The sequence below is a fragment of the Actinoplanes sp. NBC_00393 genome, assembly GCF_036053395.1.
Lineage (GTDB): Bacteria > Actinomycetota > Actinomycetes > Mycobacteriales > Micromonosporaceae > Actinoplanes.
Genome location: NZ_CP107942.1, coordinates 3,847,104 through 3,865,939 on the forward strand (window position 1 = coordinate 3,847,104; position 18,836 = coordinate 3,865,939).

Below are 18,836 nucleotides of genomic sequence, written 5' to 3' on the forward strand. Positions count from 1 at the left end.
AGGTGACCGGTCACCTTTTCGAGGGCTGCCGCGTCAGCGATACGACGCAGTCGAGGAAAGGGACCGCCACCGTGAACGCCGACAACTACCTGGCCGTGCAGTTCCAGGGCCATCGCCCGCATCTCAAGGCGGTCGCCTACCGCATGCTCGGCTCGCTGACCGACGCCGAGGACGCGGTGCAGGAGGCCTGGCTGCGGCTGGCCCGCACCGGCGCCGGCGACATCGACAACCTCGCCGGCTGGCTGACCACCGTGGTCGGCCGCGTGTGCCTGGACATGCTCCGCGCCCGCAAAGCACGCCGGGAGGAGCCGCTGGAGGACCGGCTGCCGGATCCCGTGGTCGGCCGCGAGACCGGCGCCGACCCGGAGCAGCAGGCGCTGCTGGCCGACTCGGTGGGGCTCGCCCTGCTGGTGGTGCTGGAGTCGCTGACCCCCGCCGAGCGGCTCGCGTTCGTGCTGCACGACATGTTCGGCCTGCCGTTCGAACAGATCGCCCCGATCGTCGACCGCACGCCCTCGGCAGCCAAGAAGCTCGCCAGCCGCGCACGCCGGCGGGTCCGCGGCGCAACCCCCAGCCCTGATCCCGACCTGACCGGTCAACGTCGCGTGGTGGACGCCTTCCTGAGCGCCGCACGCGGCGGCGACTTCGACGCGCTGCTGAGCATCCTCGACCCGGACGTGGTGCTCCGCGCCGACGGCGGCGCACTCACCGGCGGCATGCGGATCCTGCGTGGCGCCGCGCTCGTGGCCGGGCAGATGGCCACCTTCCAGCGCATGGCCACCGCCTCGCACACCCGCCCGGCCCTCATCAACGGACTGGCCGGTCTGGTCAACACCATCGACGGCCGGCTGATCTCGGTGATGAGCTTCACGGTCGCCGCCGGCCGGATCGCCGAGATCGACATCCTGTCCGACCCGGCCCGGCTCGCCGAACTCGACCTCACCGGCCTGCAGCGGCGGTGAGGTTCAGTGCGGCGCCGTGCCGGTGTCGCGGTCGAGGATCAGGTCGCCGGCTCGGCGTAGCACCTGGGCCCGGGTGCGGCCGCCGTGGTCGGCGGCCAGGAAGTGCTCGCCGATCAGCAGGCAGAAGGCGAGCACGCTGCGCGCCTCCACCTCGTCGGGGTCGGCGCAGAAGGTGCCGATCATCTGGCGCAGCAGGTCCATCCGCCGGTTGTCGACGCGCCGCAGTCGCTCGGCGACGGCCTCATCACGCCGGGCCCAGTCGCGCACCGCCAGGTCGATCGGCAGCAGCTGCTCGCTGAAGGTCAGCAGACCGGCCCGGGTGATCTTCTTTTTCGCGTCGCCGCCCTCGCGTTCGACGCGTTCGAGCGCGGCGTCCGTACTCTGCTGCTCCCAGCTGTCCAGCATCGCGGTCAGCAGGGCCTCCCGGTCGGCGAAGAAGCCGTAGAACCCGCCTTTGGTCACCCCGAGGCTCTTCGCCAGCGCCTCCACCCGGACAGCGTCCGGCCCACCGGCCGCCAGGGCGTCCAGCCCGGCTGCGATCCAGCGTTCCCGCGGCGTACGTGTCTCGAATTTGATGTGTGACTCACCTCACCGTATACGCCAGCGTATATGGAGCACTACCGTCGCTCTTATACGGCAGCGTATACGAGGGAGTCGTCATGGATGTCTTCGGATCAGTCGCCGAGCGCTACGACACCGCACGCCCCGGCTATCCACCCGAGCTCACCGACGCCATCGCCGGCTACCACGGCAGCGCTCCGACCAGCGTGGTGGAGATCGGCGCCGGCACCGGCAAGGGCAAGGGCACCGAAATCCTCGCCGCGCTGGCCGCCCCGCTCACCTGCATCGAGCCCGACCCTCGAATGGCCACCCGGCTCACCCGCAAGTTCCCCCAGGCCCACGTGCTGATCGGCACCTTCGAGCAGTGGCGGCCGCCGCCGGGCGGCGTCGCCCTGCTGGCCTGCGCGATGGCCTGGCATTGGCTGGATCCGGCCACCCGCAACACCAGGGCCCGCGCCGCACTCACCGCCGGCGGCACCCTGGCATTGTTCGGACACCGTTATGGGTACGCCGACCCGGCCCAGGCCGCCGCGATCCGCGCCACGCTCGACAACCTCGACTCCACCGCGAAGGAACGCCCCGCCGACTGGATGTACCACGACGTCATGGCCGCCGGCGAATTCACCGACGTCCGCGTCCAACGGTTCCGGCGCAGCCTGCCGCTGACCCGCGACGAATACCTCGCGCTGGTGAGCACGTTCGGCCCGTTCCTGACCCGCCCGCCGGAGCTGCAACGTCAGGGCCTCGACGCCCTCGGCCGGTTGGTCGACGACTTCGGCGGCACCGTCACCCTCGACCTGCTCACCACTCTCACCCTGGGCAGGGCGGCATGAACCCGATCCTGCTCCCGCTCGTCGCCGCCCAAGGGCTCTGGCTGCGCGCCACCCTCAAACCCGCGCCCGAAGCCGGCGGCGCCACCAGCGGCACCGCACCCGGCGGCTCCGGAACGCCGCTGCGCCTCGCGGTGGTCGGCGACTCCACCGCCGCCGGTTGCGGCGCCACCCACCACACCGACGGTTTCGCCGCCGCACTCGCCCAGCGGCTCGCCGCCGACACCGGCCGTCCGGTCGCCTGGGAGACGGTGGGCCGGTTCGGCGCCACGGCCCGCCGCGTACGGCACCGGCTCGTTCCCCTCCTCGACGACGACCTCGACCTGATCGTCCTGCTGGCCGGCGCCAACGATGTGATGGCCGGCCGTACCCCTGCCCAGTGGAACGACGAGCTCACCGCCATCCTCACCGACCTGACCGCCCGCGCCGGCCACGTCGTGGTCGCCGGGATCCCGCCGTTCAGCAAGTTCCCGGCCCTGCCCGCCGCCCTCGCCCGCTACCTGGGCGAACGCGCCGGCGCCCTGGACGAGGTCTCCCAGCGCATCTGCGCACAGAACCCGGACCGGACCACCTTCATCAGCTCACCCGCGGGGCAGCCGCCACCGGAGTTCTTCGGCAGCGACCGCTTCCACCCGTCCGCGCTCGGCTACCGGCTGTGGGCGGAGGACGTCGCGGCCCGGCTGTCCTGATTCACTCCCCCAGCAGGCCGACCAGGACCCGCGACACCGTGTCCTCGAAACGCGGCGCGGGCACCAGCGGACCGCTGGTCAGCGCCGCCGTCAGATGGGTGTGCCGGCCCTCCGCGATCACGTGCGCCAGATACGCGCCCTGCCGCTGCCGGGCGCCGGCATTGCCGTTCAGCTCGTTCAACGCCAGGGCGGCCGTGAGCGTGTTCATCACCGCGTACGCCTCCAGCTTGCGGCCTACGTCGGCCGGATGCCCGGCGAGGACCGCCAGGACGTGCTCCAGCAGGTCGGCGCCGTGCGGCCCGAGCGCCGAGCGGGTCAGCACCAACTCCGGCAGCCAGCCGTGCCGCAGCATCAACTCGCGGCCCTGCCGGCACACCTCCAGCAGACCCGCCAGCCACGGACCATCCGGCGCCGGCAAGTCGTAGCCGGCCGCCACCTCGTCGACCATCAGATCCAGCAGGTCGTCCCGGCTGTCGACATAGCGATACAGCGAAGCCGCCCCGGTACCCAACTCCGCGGCCACCCGGCGCATCGACACCGCAGCCAGCCCTTCGCGGTCGGCCAGCGCGATCGCCGCAGTGGTCACCTCGGCCCGGGATCGCTCAGCAGGGCGGCCCACACCCGTACGCCGCTCCCGCAACCACACCGGCACCGTCTCCATGCCACTCCTCTCGATTGCGCTCACCCTACGCCTCGGATACGGTGTTCGCGAACGATGTTCCCGAACGAGCGAGGCGGCGATGACCCGAACTTCCTACACCGCACGCAACGGCGACGTGCACCTCGCCGTCGACGACCTCGGCGGCGCCGGCGGTGACCCCCTACTGCTGATCATGGGGCTCGGCGTCTCCCGCTTCTACTGGCCCGACGGCCTGGTCGACGCTCTGATCGACGCCGGCTTCCACGTCGCCTCGTTCGACGGCCGCGACGCCGGCGGCTCCACCCACTTCGACGACGTCCCGGTCGGCAACCAGCTGACCGCGCTGTTCCGCCGTCGCCCGCCCGCCTACACCGCCGAGGACATGGCCGACGACACCGTCGCCGTCCTGGACGTGCTCGGCTGGCAGCGCGCCCACCTCTTCGGCATCTCTCAGGGCGGCCTGGTCGCTCAGCGCACCGCGCTGCGCCACCCGGAACGGGTGCACACCATCACCTCGTTCGCCGCGATCCCCAGCGACGTGCGTGGCGCCGCCGTCCTGCGCTACGTGCGCCTGCCGTTCCTGGCGCGCCTGGCGCGCATGCGCCACCCCGCCGGCCGCGACGGCGACGTAGCGGCCGGCCTGGACCTGTTGCGGGCGGTCGCCTCCCCCGGCTATCCGTTCGACGAGAAGGACGCCCGCCTCCGGGTGGAGCGCGAACTCGACGCCGGGCTGCCCAGCGGCGTCCGCGACGGCCGTGCCCAGGCCCGTCAGGTCGGCGCCACCTGGCACGGCCCGCGCCTGCGCGAGCTGCGCGTGCCGACTCTGGTGCTGCACGGCGAGCAGGACCCGCTGGGCCGCCCCGCCGCCGGCCGCCGCATCGCCGCGTCCGTGCCCGGCGCCCGCTACGTCGAACTGCCCGGCACCGGCCACGACCTGCCCCGGGAGATCTGGCCCACCGTGGTCCGCGAGATCCGCGCGTTAGCCGCCTGAGGCGCCGACCTCCAGGTCGACGAGGAAGCCGCGGGCCTGCCACTGCTCTTTGTCGCGGACCATCCGGAAGTGCTGCTCAGGGCTCATGAACTGCACCGTTCCGGGTTCGGGTTCCCAGTCCGGGGGCATCGGCTCGAACAACGACGGATCGTCGATCAGACGTTGCGGGCCGGCATCCGGGACGTCGATCAGGCGCACACCGCCGGGGCGCCGCATCCACTGGTCGGCGCCACGTTCATGCAGGTCCTGCACGAGCCGCACCCGCCGGACGATACCGACGGTGACGGGCAACTCGCCGATGATCCCCAGGAACGCGTCGAAACCCAGGCAGCCGCTGAGTGTGATCTCGCAAGCCGACTGATCGCCTTCTCGGACCGCCCGCAGGTCACCGGACTCGACGAGTTGCGCCCAGGGCTCGCCGTGGCAGTCGCGCAAGGCGCTGGTCCGCACAGGCGTCCGGTGCAGCACCAGGTCGTCCGACAGATCCGGTTCGTCCAGCCACCTCAGGCGGGTCGACACTCGTTCTCCCAGCGACCAGACGGTGTCGCGGGGACTGGAATCGAGGAGGACCGGCCAGAGCATCGCGCCATGGTGCCATTCACCGTCTCGGCGCCGTCGCAGTCCCGGCTGATTCCCAGTCACCGGCTGGCGTGTCATCCTCCTTCAGTGGAACCGGGACGATTGTTCTCCGATCCGACAGCGGCGCCGATCCCGGCGCATCAGCTGGGGCGACACCTCGGTCGGCCGGACCCCGTCGAGGCGCTCGCCCGTCTGCGGGCGGGCAACGACCGATTCACCTCAGGCACCTCGCAACCCGCTCCCGACGAGGGCCTCTATCTGCAGCCCTTCGCCATCGTCGTCGGCTGCATGGATGCCCGGGTGCCGGTGGAAGCGGTGTTCGGGCAGGGCCCCGGCGCGATCTATGTCGCCCGTTCCGCCGGCCACGTCCTGGACCGCGCCGTGATGGGTTCGATCGAGCTCGCGGTGACCGACATGGCGGTGCCGCTGGTGGTCGTGCTCGGCCACGAGGACTGCCGTGCCGTTGCGGCCGCGGCCCAGGCGGTCCGCACCGGCCGCCGACCTGCCGGCGCCCGCCAGTTCCTGATCGACCAGATCGCTCCCGCGATACCGGCCACCGGATCGGCGGATTACAGCCTCGACCACGCCACGCGCAGCCACATCCGCCGAACGGTGGCGACGCTCAGGCAGGCCGCCTACCTCAGAGAGGCGCTGACGGCCCGCCGACTCGACATCGTCGGCGCGATCTACCAGCTGGAAAGCGGTCACATCGAGATGCTGTAGAAGCTGAGAAGCGCCAAACGCGCTGCGTTCGCCGAATCACTGCGGTCGATCAGCGGGAGCTACAAGCAAGCGGTGATCGACTTGTTCAAGGCGGAGGTCGGGCTGCCGTCGTCCACCTGAGCGTCGACAGAGGTTACGCCGGGTCAGACCGCCGGGCTGTCGGCCGTACGCCAGAAGGCGGCCCTTGCGAAGCCGGGCGCGCGGGCATTGCCTTGCCGGTCCCGGATCAGCCAGCGTGAGGGAATGGCAGCGTTCACCGTACGTGCCGGGACTGCTGTTCTGCTGATCGCGCTCGCTGCCCTGCCGGCGTGTGGGGACAGCGCCGCGACCAGCACCGACGAGCAGTCCTATCAGATCGATCAGAAGGTCGACGTCCTGGCCGTCGACGCTCGCGCCGCCGCCATCACGGTCGAAGCCGGCGATGGGCCGGTCACGGTCACCGAGAGTTTCCGGTACGGCAAGCAGCGGCCGACCACCGCGCACAATGTCGCGAACTCCACCCTGACCTTGACCGAATCCGGCTGCGGCGACGACAACGTGCGATGCGAGGTGAAGTACCGCATCCGGGTTCCGGCCGTCACTCGTACCGAAATCACCGCCAAGGCGGGGTCGGTGACGCTGACCGGGCTGGCCGGCGCGGTGCAGGTGACCACCGAGGCCGGTGCGGTGCGCGGATCCGGCCTGGCCGGCCCTGAGGTGACGGTGACCAGTCAGGCCGGCGCCACCGAGCTGGTTTTCGCCGAGCCGCCCACCGCCCTCGAGGTCCGCACCGAACTGGGCGCCGTGAGCCTGGACCTGCCGCCGCAGGTCGCGTACGCGGTCACGGTCGCCACCGAAGTGGGCAGGTCGCAGATCTCGGTCGACCAGGACCCGGCCTCGAAACACCGCGTCGAGGTGCACACCCAGGTCGGCGCGGTCAGCATCGAGCCGACGCCATAATCCCGTTTACACCGGCGGTCTACTGGGGCATTTTCGGCGCTGCGAGCAGACACGTGACGCGCCGAGCAAAGGGCGCACGTCCGGCGAAAGGAAAACCGGCGAACATGCGATTTGCTGTCAACCTGCCCCCGTTCGCGCCACCGGCGACGCTGATCGAACTTGCCGTCGACGCGGAGAAGGCCGGCTGGGACGGGGTCTTCTTCTGGGACCACATGACCTGGCTGCCCGAACTACGGCTCAACGTGCACGACCCGTGGGTGCTGCTCGGTGCTGCCGCCACCCACACCCAGCGCGTGCTGCTGGGCACGATGGTCACCCCGCTCGTGCGGCGGCGACCGTGGAAGGTGGCGAAGGAGATCACCACGCTGGACCATCTCAGCGGCGGTCGTGCCGTGCTCGGCGTGGGACTCGGCGCGCCGGCGGACGCCGAGTTCGAAGCGTTCGGCGAGCCGGGGGACGCACGCCACCGCGCGGCCGTACTCGATGAGGGCTTGACCGTTCTCGACGGCCTCCTGCGCGGCCGGGTCGACCACGACGGCAAACACTTCACGGTGCACACCGAGATGTTTCCGCGCCCGGTTCAGCAGCCGCGTCCACCGATCTGGGTCGCCGGCGAGAGCCCGCACCGTCGCCCACTGCAACGCGCCGCCCGCTGGGACGGTTTCGTTCCTCTCTCCGGCACCGAGACGCTGACGCCCGACAAGCTCGCCGACTACCTCAGCGCTGTCGAGCGGCCCCCGGCGTGGGACGTGGTCGCTTTGCACGGCGACGGCATCCCCGCCGACGAGTACGCCGCCGCCGGCGCGACCTGGCTCGTCGAGGGCATCAGCCCCGACGGCGACTGGATCGAGGCGCTCCAGAGGCTGGTCCGCCGCGGCCCCCGGGCCTGACCGGCTGCTGGTGCTGAAGACGCTGGCTCTCGTCCGCGGAGGCGTTCGAGAGCCCAGCGATCCACGGCCTGAGGTGGTCGGACAACGCGAGCGAGAGACAGCGGGCCTGATGCGACGGTAACGGTGGCACCGCGGTCGGATCGAACCGACCCACCTCCACCGACTCATCGTCGTTGACGCGGGCGTCACCGCCGGCAGCCGGCTGCTCGCCCGGCTCCAGGCACCCCGTCGTCAATACCCAAGTCCCCGGTGCCCGACCGGCGCACCAACAGCACTCGTTGCCGCTCATCCAGCACCACGGCGATCACACCGGCCAAGGCAAGCGGAGCGTGCCCAATCCTGGCGCGCAACTGGACAACGAGATCCGGAACAGACACGGCTGGCACCCTACGAGAGATCGCAAGATCCTCGGCCGTACTTTGGCGATGGACCAGTGACGGTTGGCGAAGGAGCGAGAATGGCGAGCAGGTTCACCGAGTTGTCCATCGACTGCCACGATCCGCGCGGGCTGGCGCAGTTCTGGTCCGCCGTGCTGGGCTACCGGATCATCGACGAACGACCCGATCTGGTCGAGATCGCCGCTTGGGAGCCGACGGCCGAGGCGGTACGAGCGGCGCCCCAACCGCCGACCATGATCTTCGCCAAGGTGCCGGAAGACAAGATCGTCAAGAATCGGCTGCACCTCGACGTGAGCCCGATCGACGTCAGCCGGGACGACGAGGTGGAACGGCTGATCGCACTCGGCGCCCGCCGCGTCGACGTCGGCCAGGGCGACGTGAGCTGGGTCGTTCTCGCGGACCCCGAGGGCAACGAATTCTGTGTGCTCCGCACGTTGGCACCACAGCCGGACGCATAAAGGTACGCCTTCGCACCACTCACCGCCGTAGTCATTCGTGTGACGCTGCCGCTGTGCCGTGCGGGCAATCGGTCGCCCAGGCGTGGTGATACACGACTGCAGCCCCAGTCTCGTCAGCCAATCGGTCGGCCAGCCGTGCGCCGGACTGCCTCCATCGTCGCCGATCGTCGTCATCGGCGGGAGGTTGCTGGTCGTGCCAGTCGGCCCAGGCCTGCAAAGCGGTGGCAAGCTCCACGGACAGCCCGAGACAGCGAGGCCCGACGCTGGCATGCGCCTGTCTCGCGGGCCTACCGGGGCGGCCGGGCAGGCGCACCCATTCCCAGACGGGGAAGGCGCCATGGTCGGTGGCCAGGTCGAGCCGGCGGCGGCCGGCCGGCTGACCTAGCGGACACCATGCCCGGTGCCGACGGAACTCATCCACACCTCAATCATCCCGGCCCTCTGGATGCCGCGGTTCCGCGGTCAGCTGTTCAACCAGCAGGAGGGTCGCGCCCAGATCACGCAGGCGGGCCAGCAGCCCGAAGAGCGCTGCCTGATCAGCCAAGGGTCCGGTCAGTTCGCTGGTGCCGTCCTCGGCTGGGGTGACGGTGAGGCGGTCGAACCACGTCGACCAAACCGGGTCGACGTGGCCGCGGATGCGGATGCGGTACCGCGCAGGCGGTTGAGTCGGCGCTGTCATGGCGTGGCCGCCGGCCGGGAAGGTTCTTCAGAACCGGTAGTGCAGAACAAAGCTCGCCATCCGGGACAGCGTGGTGCTGTGCGAGATGATCCGCTGGAACAGGCGCCAGCCCGCCGGAAACTCGGCGACCTCAGGTTCCTTGCTGAGTACGATCTCCCGGACCAGACGCAGCTTGGGGTTCCAGCCTTCCGGCACCCGGGGGTCGTCCATGCCGGGAAATCTCATCAGCTCGGCGACCGACTTCGTGCCGCGCGCGTGCCGGGCCACCCAGACGGCGAACCGGGTGTAGGCGTTGAAGACGAACTCGCCGCTGGGGAAACGGCTGATGAGCCGGTTCCACAGCGACACCATCTCGTCCTCGCTGAGGAAGCCCATCAGGCCGTCGGCCACGATCACGGCCGGCCGGCCGGTGGGTACGGCGTCCAGCCAGCCCGGGTCACGCACGTCCGCGCTGATCACGTGACGGTTCGGCTGCGCCGGGATCAAGCGTTCCCGGACGGCGACGACTGCGGGGAAGTCGACGTCGTACCAGTCGGCCGTCGCCGGCACGGTCAGCCGTGCGTGTCGCGTGTCGAGCCCGACGCCGAGGTCGAGCACCACCGCGTCCGGGTGGCGTACCAGGAAGTCGGCGACCACCCGGTCCAGCTTCTTGGCCCGCAGGGCGACGCTGAGCCGGAAGTTGGTGTCGATGTTGAGCTTCTTGTAGTCGTAGTCGAGGGTACGCACGATCTGGTCGGACGTGGCGTCGCCGAGGACGGGGCGCGGCGAGCGGTTGTCGAGAGCCCGGCCGCACAGGGTCAGCCACAGGCTGTCCTCGAGCGGCGTGAAGGCCGGCAGGGTGGTGGTCATGGTTCAACTCCTCTCGATCGCTGCTCATCAGCCTGGCCGCGCGAGTCGTGCAGGGCGTCCACCGGAATGTGGAGCCCGGGGTGGAAACCTCAGTCCAGCAACCGGAGGGAGCGGGCGCGGGCCGCCGCCTGGGTGCGGCTGCGGACGCCGAGCTTGCGATACAGGTGGATCAGGTGGGTCTTGACCGTGCTCTGTTCCACGAACAGCTCCGCGGCCATGTCGGCATTGGAGTGTCCTGCCACGAGCAGCCGCAGCACGTCCAGCTCCCGCTCGGTCAACGGCTCGGCGAGCCCGGTGCCGCGCGGACCGGGTGAACCGCCGCCGAGCAGGGTTCCGAGGAAGGCCGGCGACATGCTGCCGCCAGCGCGCAGGGCTGCGAGGAGCGCGACCATGGGTTCGCCTTCGTCGAGGAAGGGCCGGATGACATGCTCGGACTCGGCCCGGGCGACCGCCGCCGCGAGCGATTCGAGCGCCATCTGACGGTCGCCCCGGGCGTCGGTGAGCAGCGACTGGAGGATGGACACCCGCAGCTGCAGCCAGCCCAGCCCTCGCTCGTCGGCCAGTTGCCCGGCGACCTCGAGGTGCCGTCGTGCCTGCTGCAGCAGAGCGCCGTCGCCGGTGGCCCGGCCCTGAACGACCAGGACCCGGGCCGGGATGACAGCCGCGGCCTCGACGGCGGAGGCACCGAACCGGAGCAGGTCTGCCAGCGTCGCCGGTTCCAGCGGAGCGGTCCACGCCGCGGCAGCGGCCCAGGCAACGGCTTCGGCTGCGTCACCGCGGGCCAGGCGCACCCGCGCTTCTGCCGCCGCCAGCAGCTGCGCCACCATCGCGTACGGCACATCCTGCAGCAGCGGCCGCAGCTCGGCCAGCATGGCTTCCGCCGCGGCCACGTCGCCCCGGACCAGGTGCAGCCGTAGCAGCGGAATGCTGCCGAGAAGCATCAGCGGCGGCGCGTTCCCGAACTCGCTCAGCGCGGTCAGCCCGTCGTTCGCCAACGGCCACGCCGCCGTCAGGTCGTTCTCGTCGATCAAGAGATCAGCCAGCACCGTCCGTAACCGGCCCACAATCGCGGGCACGACGTGCTCGCTGGCCCAGGTCAGGGCCGCCAGCCCGGTGCTCAGCGCCTGCCGCCGCGCGCCGCGCAGCCGCTGGACGTTGGCCTGCTGGGTGGAGGCCGTCAAGCTGCCCTGCACCAGGCCGGCCGCCCGGTCCGCCGCGGCGACCTCCGCGAAGGCCCGTTCGGCACGGTCGAGCCGGCCCAGGGCGAGCGCGGCCTGCCCCAGGCTGATCCCGGCGATGCCGCGGAAGGCCACGTCGTCCGGCGCAAGGCCGGCGAGCGCCTCGTCCGCCCAAGCCACGGCCTGATCAGGCGCCGTATCCGGCACGACAGTGGCCAGGTACGCACGCGTGGCAGCGACCGCGCCGCCCGCGTCAGGAGCCGCCGGAAGCGCGAGTGCCGCCGCCTCGACCCACACGGCCGCCGACTCCAGTTCGACCCGGTGAAGCCGGAGCCAGGCCTGCGCCAGGCAGAGCAGCGGGCGACCGCGCACCACGGGCTCCGGTAGCGCCGCCAGCCAGTCGGCAAGCGTCCGGTGGATGCTCATGGTCGCGAACAGCCGGGGCGTCAGCGCCTCGATCCAGGTCGCCGCATCCTCCGTGGCACCGCCGGCCAGCGCATGACCGATCGCTTCCGGCAGCAGCCCTTCCCGGCCGAACCAGACGCTGACCCGCCGGTGGAGGCCGGCCGCCGCTTCCGGGCCGGCCTCCCGGGCCAGGCGGGTCCGCAGCGCGTCGGCGAACAGATGGTGGTAGCGGTACCACACCCGCTCGTCGTCCAGCGGGACCAGGAACAGATTGGCCCGCTCCAGCTCTTCCAACACCTTCTGGCTGTCCCCGGTGTCGGCGGCCAGCAGGGTGTCGCACAGCGGGGCGCACATCCGGTCGAGCACGCTGGTGGCCAGCAGAAAGCGCCGGGTCGACGGCGGCTGACATTCCAGCACCTCGGCGAGCAGGTAGTCGGCCACCAGCCGGTGCCCGCCGGTGAAGGCGGCCACGAACGCCGCCGGGTCGGGCCGGTCCCGCAGGGCGAGCCCGGCCAGCTGCAACCCGGCGGCCCAACCCTCGGTACGCTCGACCAGCACCGCCACCTGCGCCTCGGGCAGCCGCAACCCGATGCCCGCGTCCAGGAACTCGGTCGCCTCCTCGACGCTGAAGCCCAGATCGGCCGCTCGCACCTCGACCAGCTGACGGCGGGCGCGCAGGCGCGGCAGGGGCAGCGGCGGGTCCTCGCGGGTGGCGATCACCAGATACAGCGCCGGCGGCAGGTGTTCGAGCAGGAACACGACCGCTTCGTGCACGGCCGGGTCGCGCACCACGTGGTAGTCGTCGAGCACGAGGACGCTGGGAGCGGGCAGTGCGGCCAGGTCGTTGACCAACTCGCCGACCAGGACGTCAGCCGGCGGTGTCCGTGGGGCTTCGAGCCGGGCCAACGCTCGCCGCCCACAGCCGGGCGCGATCGTCTGGCAGGCCGCAACGAGATAGCGCAGCACCTGGTCGGCCGTCTGGTCGCGGTCGTCGAGGGTGAGCCAGGCGACCGGACGGTCCAGCTGGGCGAGCCAGGCGGCCAGCAGGCTGGTCTTGCCGGTGCCGGCCGGGGCCGACAGCAGCGAGCATCGAGCCGCGTCGAGGCCTTCATTGAGGTGACCGATCAGCCGGGGCCGGGGCACCAGATCGCGGCGGGGCCGCGGCACGAACAGCTTGGTGGACAGCAGCAGCACGCTGCCGGGAGAAGATCGCGTGATGCGTACGGCAAGCGTCGCGGCCGCCTCGGCCAGGCACTCGGGCGTGAGCTCCTCCGTCTTGCCCAGGTAGACCTTGTGCTGGCGCCCGGCGACCGTCCGGTAGGCGACCCAGTAGGCGCTGCCGCGCTGCCGGCGCTCTTTGCGTGCGGTGTACGCCCCGGCGGATGAGCGGAACGAGAACGACCGGGCGGCGTCGCCGGCCAGCCAGGTGAACCAGGCCGGCGAGCCCACGGCCGGGCCGGCCGCCCCGGATGTCGTGGTCCCCCGCAGCAGCCCGTCCGCCACAAAGGGGATCTGCCGCATCCCGCCCGTCCCGGTCTGGCGCCCGAGTACCCAACGTACCCAACAGCCCGGCGGCGATCGACGGCTCATGACCGGTAAATGACAAAGGGGCTCATGACCGGTAAATGACAAAGGGAAAAGAGCTGCCGGCTCCTTTCCCTTTCTAACGTATATCGCACCCCGGGGCTTGCGGCAAGACCCCGGTGGAGGCGCAAAATCGCTGGCCGAGGCCGAGAACACGATTCCGCTCATGGCCTCTCGGAGGAGAGTAGTGACTATCCACTCCCGATCAACCGCGCCCGAGAACACGACCCGGATGTCGCATGCCGAGGTGATTCAAGCACTGTCGGGCCTGATGCTCGGCGTCTTCGTCACCATCCTGGCATCGACGATCGTGTCCAACGCGCTGCCGCGCATCATCGCCGACCTGGGCGGTTCCCAGTCGGTCTACACCTGGGTCATCACCACCGAGTTACTGGCGATGACCGCGACCGTCCCGCTGTGGGGCAAACTGGCCGATCTCTACCACAAGAAGCTGCTGATCCAACTCGCCCTGGGTCTGTTCGGCACGGGCTCGCTGATCGCCGGGCTGGCCCCGGACGTCGGTGTGCTGCTCGCCAGCCGCATCGTTCAGGGCATCGGCGCCGGCGGCATGGGCGCCCTCGCCATGATCGTCATGGCCGCGATGATCCCGCCGCGCGAACTGGGCCGCTACTCCGGTCTGTTCGGCGCGGTCTTCGGGGTCGCCACCATCGCGGGGCCGCTGATCGGGGGTGTGCTCGTCGACACCTCCTGGCTGGGCTGGCGCTGGTGCTTCCTGATCGGGGTGCCGTTCACCCTGACCGCCATCGCCCTGCTGCAGAGGACGTTGCACCTGCCGGTGGTTCGCCGCGAGGTGACCATCGACTGGCTCGGCGCCCTGTTGATCATGGCCGGGGTCTGCACTCTGCTCGTCTGGTCCAGCCTGGCCGGTCACCAGTTCGCGTGGGCGTCCTGGCAGAGCGCCGTGTTCGTCTGCGGCGGCGTGCTGCTGCTCGCCGTCGCGGTGTGGATCGAGTCGCGGGCGGCGGACCCGATCGTGCCGCTGCGGATCTTCCGCAACCGCACGCTCACCCTGGCCGTGGTGGCGAGCACGCTGGTCGGGGTGGCGATGTTCGGCGGCACCGTGTTCCTGTCCCAGTACTTCCAGATCTCGCTGGGCAAGTCCCCGACGGTCGCCGGGCTGATGAGTCTGCCGATGGTCTTCGGGGTGCTGGTCTCCTCGACCGTCAGCGGGCAGCTGATCACCAGGTTCGGGCGCTGGAAGGCGTACCTGGTGGTGGGTTCGATCGTGATGACCGGCAGCATGCTGCTGCTCAGCACCATCGACGCGGACACCGGCATGCTGCGGCTGGCCGCCTGCATGGCGTTACTCGGCGCCGGTGTCGGCATGCTGATGCAGAACCTGATCCTCGCCGCGCAGAACGACGTGCCCGCCGCCGATCTGGGCGCCGCCACCTCCACCCTCACCTTCTTCCGCAGCATGGGCGGCGCGATCGGGGTGAGCGCCCTGGGAGCGGTGCTCGCCGAGCGGGTCACCTCGCTGTCCGCCGACCGGTTCGGCGCGGCCGCGGCCGGCGGCGGCAAGGTGCCGGACCTGAGCACGCTGCCGCCGGAGGTCCTGGCGGTGGTCCAGGAGATCTACGGTGTCGCCACCGCGGATCTGTTCCTGGTGGCTGCGCCGATCGCGTTCCTCGCCGTCCTCGCGGTGCTGTTCATCCGGGAGAAGCCGCTGTCCACCCTCACCGGCGACGAGCGGCGCGCCCGCGAGAGCACCACCGGAAAAGACCCTAACTTAAACGCCTCAACTTTCTGAGCTCAGGGCGTTGACCCGAGGAAACGTGCGGGCCTACCGTGGCATCGGCCACAGTCGATGCCACGGGGGTCCGCATGAGGAGTCGTTTCGTCGCCGTTCTCGCGGCTGTGGTCGCTCTGCTGGGCGCGACAGCGTCCGCCGCCACCGCCGCCCCGCGGGACGGCTTCGTCGTGCGCGACGGCCACCAGCTCAAGCTGGACGGGAAGACGTTCCGCTTCGGCGGCACCAACAACTACTACCTGTTCTACAAGAGCCGGGCGATGGTCGACGACGTGTTCGCCGACGCCAAGGCCGCCGACTTCACCGTGCTGCGCACCTGGGCGTTCGGCCTGATCGGCAACGCCGACGGCAGCAACTCGGTGGCCCCGGCTCCCGAGGGTGTCTACTTCCAGTACTGGGACGGCGAGAAACCCGCCGTCAACGACGGTCCGAACGGTCTGGAGCGGCTCGACTACGTGATCGACGCGGCCCGCCGGCACGGCATCAAGCTGGTGCTGCCGCTGACCAACAACTGGTCCGACTTCGGCGGCATCGATCAGTACGTGCGGTGGCGCGGCGCCGATCACCACGACGACTTCTACACCGACCCGGTGATCAAAGGCTGGTACCGGGACTACCTCGACCACGTGCTCAACCGCACCAACACGATCACCGGGGTCAAGTACAAGGACGACCCGACGATCATGACGTGGGAGCTCGGCAACGAGCCGCGCTGCAAGGGCTCCGGCATCTACCCGCAGAGTTCCGAGTGCACGACGGCGACCCTCACCGCGTGGGCCGACGAGATGTCCCGGCACATCAAGTCCGTCGACGCGAAACACCTGGTCAGCGTCGGCGACGAGGGTTTCTTCTGCGACGGGCCGGACGCCCCCGACTGGATCGACAACTGCGGTGAGGGCGTGGACAGCATCGCGCTGACCAAGCTGCCCGCCATCGACGTGATGTCGTATCACCTGTACCCGGACGGCTGGGGCAACCGCACCCCGCAGTGGGGCTCGGAGTACATCGCCCGGCACAACCGGGAGGCCAGGAAGCTCGGCAAGGCCGTCATGCTCGGCGAGTTCGGGTGGAAGAACAAGAGCACCCGCAACCCGGTCTACCAGCAGTGGCTCAGCGACTTCACCCGGACCGGCGGCACCGGTTTCCTCTACTGGATCCTGTCCGGCTCGCAGGACGACGGCACCCTGTACCCGGACTACGACGGCTTCACCGTCTACTGCCCGAGCCCGGTCTGCACGACCATCACCAACGCCACCCATGAGATCGAGTCGGGGCAGCGGTCCCTGCCGCCGGTGGCCGACCACGACACCGCGGTGACCGAGTTCGACACCGCGGTCACGCTGCAGCCCACCGCGAACGACATCGCCTATCGCACCAGGATCCAGCCGGCCACCCTCGACCTCGATCCGGTCACCCCGCAGCGGCAGCGCACGCTGACGGTCGACGGCGGCACCTTCACCGCGGCGGCCTCCGGCGAACTGACCTTCGCCCCGGCCACCGGTTTCGCCGGCCGCGCCGCCGCCTCCTACACGGTCCGCGACCAGGCCGGGCGGCTGTCGAACGTGGCGACCGTGACGGTCACCGTGAAACCCGATCCGGCCGCGGTGGCGGTGCTCGCCTCGTTCGAGACCGGCACCGAGGGCTGGGCGTCCGCCTCCTGGCAGGCCAACGGCGGCACGGTCGAGCAGACCAGCGAGTTCGCCACCGCCGGGTCGTACGGCCTGCGGGTCGACGCGGCCGACGGCGGCTGGTTCGGCGTCACCTTCACCGAGCCGATCGACCTGTCCACCCGTACGTCGCTGAAGTATGACCTCCGGACCGGCCCCGCCGCCGGCAGCAACGCGGCGATCGCGGTGCAGACCGGGGCCGGGCTCGCCTGGTGCCAGTCGAACTTCACCTGGGTCAACCAGGAGACGACAACCACGGCGGAGATCGACCTGCTGTCCGCGATGTCCTGCGACACCGCCGCGCTGGCCGATGTGCGGGTGCTGTGGATCTACGTCAACCCGGGCACGGTCGACATCGACTACGTCCGGGCCGAGTGACCGGCCGCCAGGCGGATCACCTCGATCTCACCGTCGAGGAGAAGGGACCCGGCGGCGTACGGAACAAGCAGTGTGTCGCCCCTCCGCAGCGCAAGATCGTCCTTCTCGCCGGTCAGCCGGCCCTGCCCGGAAACCACGACCAGCACGCTGAACCCCTGCTCCAGCCGCTCGCCGCCCTGCACGCGGCGAGCGGTGAAGAACTCGTCCGCGGCTTCGGGCAGCAGCCGCCGCGTGCCGCGCAGCCCGGCGAGACGCTCCGGTGTCCACGCGCCCCGGTCGACGCACTGCAGGGCCAGGTCGTAGCCGAGTCCCAGGTGCCCGTCGGCCAGGCCGAAACCCTCGTACTCGAGCAGCACCGAGAAGTCGGTCGGCTCCTGCACCTCGACCAGCAGGATGCCGTCGCCGATCGCGTGCGGCAGGCCGGCCGGGCACAGGATCGCGTCGCCGGCCGCCACCGGGACCTTGTTGGTGGCCGCCAGCATCGCCCCGGTCTGCTGCCCGCTCACCCAGCCGGCCAGCTCACCGGCCGTCACATCACGGGCGAAACCCAGATGGACGTACGCGCCCGGCCGCGCCGAGACGATCACCCAGGCTTCGGTCTTCCCGTACGGCGACGCCAGGTGAGCGTTCGCGAATCGCCGGTCCGGATGGACGTGCAACGGCAGCCGCTGACCGGCGTCGAGCAGCTTGACCAGCACACCGGGGTCGGTGCGTTCCGGGCCCAGCCACCAGCGCGGATCGGCGGCGATCGCCTCGGCGAGCACCCGCCCGTCCGCCAGCGTGGACAACCCGGACGGCGCGAGCCCGAACCGGGTGGTCACCGAGCCCACCCAGTCCTCGGGCCGGTCGTCCAGCGCCGGCACGGTACGGAACCCGGCGATCCGCCCGGCGCCCCGGTAGAACGTCGCCGGCTGGTTGGCGGGCAGCGCCTCGACGGTCACGAACCGCCGACGCGGTCGAGGTCGGCGACCGGGGCCGGCCGGCGTGCGTGGGCGGCACAGTCGTCGATCGCCGCTGCCAGCAGGTCGTGCAGCAGCCGGTCGGGGTCGCTGGTGCAGGCTTTCGCGATGCCGTCGACCGCGTACAGCACGGCGGCTCGCGTGCCACGTTCCCGGAAGGAGCGCAACGACACCGGCAACGCCCTGATGTACTCGCGCGCCCAGCGGGCCGCGAGCGGCACCTGCGCCAGGACCCGGGCGCTCGGCTCGTCCAGGTGATCCGGGGCGCGGCCGTCCAACTCGGCCAGCAGGCGGTTGGCGGTCAGGACGGTCACCGCCATGCTCCGCTGCCGTTCCTCGGCGACCACCGGCAGCGCGGTCAGTGCGGCCCGCAGCGCGATCCGCAGGTCGACGCGTGCGTCGTCGCTGGTCAGCCCCACGACTGAGGGGACGAGACCGACCAGCCGGCGGCGGCCCGCATCGGAGATGTGGTCGTTGACCAGGCGGGCCAGGTAGGCCAGCAGCGGATGGGTGCAGGCGGGATGGTCACTCCACCGCTCCCCCGCCAGATACGACGCGAACTCCATGAAGCAGGCGCCCTTACGGGGATTGCGGTGCTTGCCCCGCGACAACACCGGTACGAAGTTCGGTGGCCGTGCCTCTGCGCTCCACACATTGCCCTCCCTGCGACAGGCCTCTCTGGCCAGTGTCGCTCGCGATGGCGGGG

18 protein-coding genes are annotated in these 18,836 nt (G+C 70.8%); 10 read left to right on the top strand and 8 right to left on the bottom strand.

The genetic code is table 11. The annotated features are described in order from the left end of the window. Nucleotides 1-71 precede the first annotated feature (71 nt). Nucleotides 72-962, top strand: a complete 891-nt coding sequence (locus OHA21_RS18175) for a sigma-70 family RNA polymerase sigma factor (protein ID WP_328475240.1) — start codon at nucleotides 72-74, stop codon at nucleotides 960-962. Nucleotides 963-965: 3 nt separating this feature from the next. Here OHA21_RS18175 and OHA21_RS18180 read toward each other — a convergent pair whose 3' ends face one another. Next, on the bottom strand, nucleotides 966-1,538 hold the full coding sequence (locus OHA21_RS18180) for a TetR/AcrR family transcriptional regulator (RefSeq protein ID WP_328478453.1): 573 nt from the start codon (nucleotides 1,536-1,538) through the stop codon (nucleotides 966-968). An 83-nt stretch (nucleotides 1,539-1,621) separates the two neighbouring features. Between OHA21_RS18180 and OHA21_RS18185 the strand changes: the two genes are divergently transcribed. After that, nucleotides 1,622-2,356 carry a class I SAM-dependent methyltransferase gene (locus tag OHA21_RS18185; RefSeq protein WP_328475241.1) on the top strand — a complete coding sequence of 245 codons (735 nt, stop codon included), beginning with the start codon at nucleotides 1,622-1,624 and terminating at the stop codon, nucleotides 2,354-2,356. After that, nucleotides 2,353-3,042 (top strand): SGNH/GDSL hydrolase family protein, encoded by a 690-nt coding sequence (locus OHA21_RS18190; protein WP_328475242.1) that lies wholly within the window; start codon nucleotides 2,353-2,355, stop codon nucleotides 3,040-3,042. Before OHA21_RS18185 ends, OHA21_RS18190 begins: the two co-directional genes overlap by 4 nt. A 1-nt stretch (nucleotide 3,043) precedes the next feature. Here OHA21_RS18190 and OHA21_RS18195 read toward each other — a convergent pair whose 3' ends face one another. After that, nucleotides 3,044-3,703, bottom strand: coding sequence for a TetR/AcrR family transcriptional regulator (locus OHA21_RS18195; protein ID WP_328475243.1), 660 nt, complete (start codon nucleotides 3,701-3,703; stop codon nucleotides 3,044-3,046). A gap of 79 nt (nucleotides 3,704-3,782) precedes the next feature. Here OHA21_RS18195 and OHA21_RS18200 point away from each other — a divergent pair, with 79 nt between their 5' ends. After that, the gene (locus OHA21_RS18200; RefSeq protein ID WP_328475244.1) at nucleotides 3,783-4,673 is read left to right on the top strand and encodes an alpha/beta fold hydrolase; all 891 of its coding nucleotides are present in this window, start codon (nucleotides 3,783-3,785) and stop codon (nucleotides 4,671-4,673) included. Here OHA21_RS18200 and OHA21_RS18205 read toward each other — a convergent pair. Continuing rightward, nucleotides 4,662-5,255, bottom strand: coding sequence for a hypothetical protein (locus OHA21_RS18205; protein WP_328475245.1), 594 nt, complete (start codon nucleotides 5,253-5,255; stop codon nucleotides 4,662-4,664). The two genes, OHA21_RS18200 and OHA21_RS18205, sit on opposite strands and share 12 nt — an antisense overlap. Nucleotides 5,256-5,261: 6 nt before the next feature. Here OHA21_RS18205 and OHA21_RS18210 point away from each other — a divergent pair, with 6 nt between their 5' ends. The 4 genes from OHA21_RS18210 (at nucleotide 5,262) to OHA21_RS18225 (ending at nucleotide 8,660) form a co-directional block, all read left to right on the top strand. After that, nucleotides 5,262-5,975, top strand: a complete 714-nt coding sequence (locus tag OHA21_RS18210; protein WP_328475246.1) for a carbonic anhydrase — start codon at nucleotides 5,262-5,264, stop codon at nucleotides 5,973-5,975. A gap of 243 nt (nucleotides 5,976-6,218) precedes the next feature. Continuing rightward, on the top strand, nucleotides 6,219-6,914 hold the full coding sequence (locus OHA21_RS18215; RefSeq protein ID WP_328475247.1) for a hypothetical protein: 696 nt from the start codon (nucleotides 6,219-6,221) through the stop codon (nucleotides 6,912-6,914). 104 nt (nucleotides 6,915-7,018) lie between these two features. Continuing rightward, entirely contained in the window at nucleotides 7,019-7,804 is a 786-nt protein-coding gene (locus tag OHA21_RS18220) for an LLM class flavin-dependent oxidoreductase (protein ID WP_328475248.1), read from the top strand. A 457-nt stretch (nucleotides 7,805-8,261) separates the two neighbouring features. Continuing rightward, nucleotides 8,262-8,660, top strand: a complete 399-nt coding sequence (locus tag OHA21_RS18225; protein ID WP_328475249.1) for a VOC family protein — start codon at nucleotides 8,262-8,264, stop codon at nucleotides 8,658-8,660. Between the two features lie 424 nt (nucleotides 8,661-9,084). Here the strand turns inward: OHA21_RS18225 and OHA21_RS18230 are convergent, their stop codons facing one another. From OHA21_RS18230 to OHA21_RS18240, 3 genes are all read right to left on the bottom strand, one after another. Next, entirely contained in the window at nucleotides 9,085-9,339 is a 255-nt protein-coding gene (locus OHA21_RS18230) for a hypothetical protein (protein WP_328475250.1), read from the bottom strand. A 27-nt stretch (nucleotides 9,340-9,366) separates the two neighbouring features. Further along, nucleotides 9,367-10,188, bottom strand: coding sequence for a class I SAM-dependent methyltransferase (locus OHA21_RS18235; protein WP_328475251.1), 822 nt, complete (start codon nucleotides 10,186-10,188; stop codon nucleotides 9,367-9,369). Between the two features lie 89 nt (nucleotides 10,189-10,277). After that, nucleotides 10,278-13,292: a LuxR C-terminal-related transcriptional regulator gene (locus OHA21_RS18240; protein WP_328475252.1), complete on the bottom strand. Its 3,015-nt coding sequence runs from the start codon at nucleotides 13,290-13,292 to the stop codon at nucleotides 10,278-10,280. Nucleotides 13,293-13,587: 295 nt separating this feature from the next. Between OHA21_RS18240 and OHA21_RS18245 the strand changes: the two genes are divergently transcribed. Both OHA21_RS18245 and OHA21_RS18250 read left to right on the top strand, forming a co-directional pair. Then, nucleotides 13,588-15,126 (top strand): MDR family MFS transporter, encoded by a 1,539-nt coding sequence (locus tag OHA21_RS18245; protein ID WP_328478455.1) that lies wholly within the window; start codon nucleotides 13,588-13,590, stop codon nucleotides 15,124-15,126. A 74-nt stretch (nucleotides 15,127-15,200) separates the two neighbouring features. Beyond that, entirely contained in the window at nucleotides 15,201-17,171 is a 1,971-nt protein-coding gene (locus tag OHA21_RS18250) for a cellulase family glycosylhydrolase (RefSeq protein ID WP_328475253.1), read from the top strand. On the opposite strand, the gene OHA21_RS18255 is transcribed toward OHA21_RS18250, so the two are convergent. Further along, the gene (locus tag OHA21_RS18255; protein WP_328475254.1) at nucleotides 17,153-18,112 is read right to left on the bottom strand and encodes a class I mannose-6-phosphate isomerase; all 960 of its coding nucleotides are present in this window, start codon (nucleotides 18,110-18,112) and stop codon (nucleotides 17,153-17,155) included. The two genes, OHA21_RS18250 and OHA21_RS18255, sit on opposite strands and share 19 nt — an antisense overlap. After that, a complete protein-coding gene (locus OHA21_RS18260) occupies nucleotides 18,109-18,783 on the bottom strand; it encodes a hypothetical protein (RefSeq protein ID WP_328475255.1) in 675 nt (224 codons plus the stop codon). Before OHA21_RS18260 ends, OHA21_RS18255 begins: the two co-directional genes overlap by 4 nt. Nucleotides 18,784-18,836: the final 53 nt, after the last annotated feature.

Coding starts and splice junctions, on each gene's coding strand:
- OHA21_RS18185 (WP_328475241.1), top strand. CDS start 1,622: ATGGATGTCTTCGGATCAGTCGCCGAGCGCTACGACACCGCACGCCCC.
- OHA21_RS18205 (WP_328475245.1), bottom strand. CDS start 5,255: ATGCTCTGGCCGGTCCTCCTCGATTCCAGTCCCCGCGACACCGTCTGG.
- OHA21_RS18210 (WP_328475246.1), top strand. CDS start 5,262: ATGGTGCCATTCACCGTCTCGGCGCCGTCGCAGTCCCGGCTGATTCCC.
- OHA21_RS18200 (WP_328475244.1), top strand. CDS start 3,783: ATGACCCGAACTTCCTACACCGCACGCAACGGCGACGTGCACCTCGCC.
- OHA21_RS18195 (WP_328475243.1), bottom strand. CDS start 3,703: ATGGAGACGGTGCCGGTGTGGTTGCGGGAGCGGCGTACGGGTGTGGGC.
- OHA21_RS18220 (WP_328475248.1), top strand. CDS start 7,019: ATGCGATTTGCTGTCAACCTGCCCCCGTTCGCGCCACCGGCGACGCTG.
- OHA21_RS18230 (WP_328475250.1), bottom strand. CDS start 9,339: ATGACAGCGCCGACTCAACCGCCTGCGCGGTACCGCATCCGCATCCGC.
- OHA21_RS18190 (WP_328475242.1), top strand. CDS start 2,353: ATGAACCCGATCCTGCTCCCGCTCGTCGCCGCCCAAGGGCTCTGGCTG.
- OHA21_RS18225 (WP_328475249.1), top strand. CDS start 8,262: ATGGCGAGCAGGTTCACCGAGTTGTCCATCGACTGCCACGATCCGCGC.
- OHA21_RS18245 (WP_328478455.1), top strand. CDS start 13,588: ATGTCGCATGCCGAGGTGATTCAAGCACTGTCGGGCCTGATGCTCGGC.
- OHA21_RS18240 (WP_328475252.1), bottom strand. CDS start 13,292: ATGCGGCAGATCCCCTTTGTGGCGGACGGGCTGCTGCGGGGGACCACG.
- OHA21_RS18250 (WP_328475253.1), top strand. CDS start 15,201: ATGAGGAGTCGTTTCGTCGCCGTTCTCGCGGCTGTGGTCGCTCTGCTG.
- OHA21_RS18235 (WP_328475251.1), bottom strand. CDS start 10,188: ATGACCACCACCCTGCCGGCCTTCACGCCGCTCGAGGACAGCCTGTGG.
- OHA21_RS18215 (WP_328475247.1), top strand. CDS start 6,219: ATGGCAGCGTTCACCGTACGTGCCGGGACTGCTGTTCTGCTGATCGCG.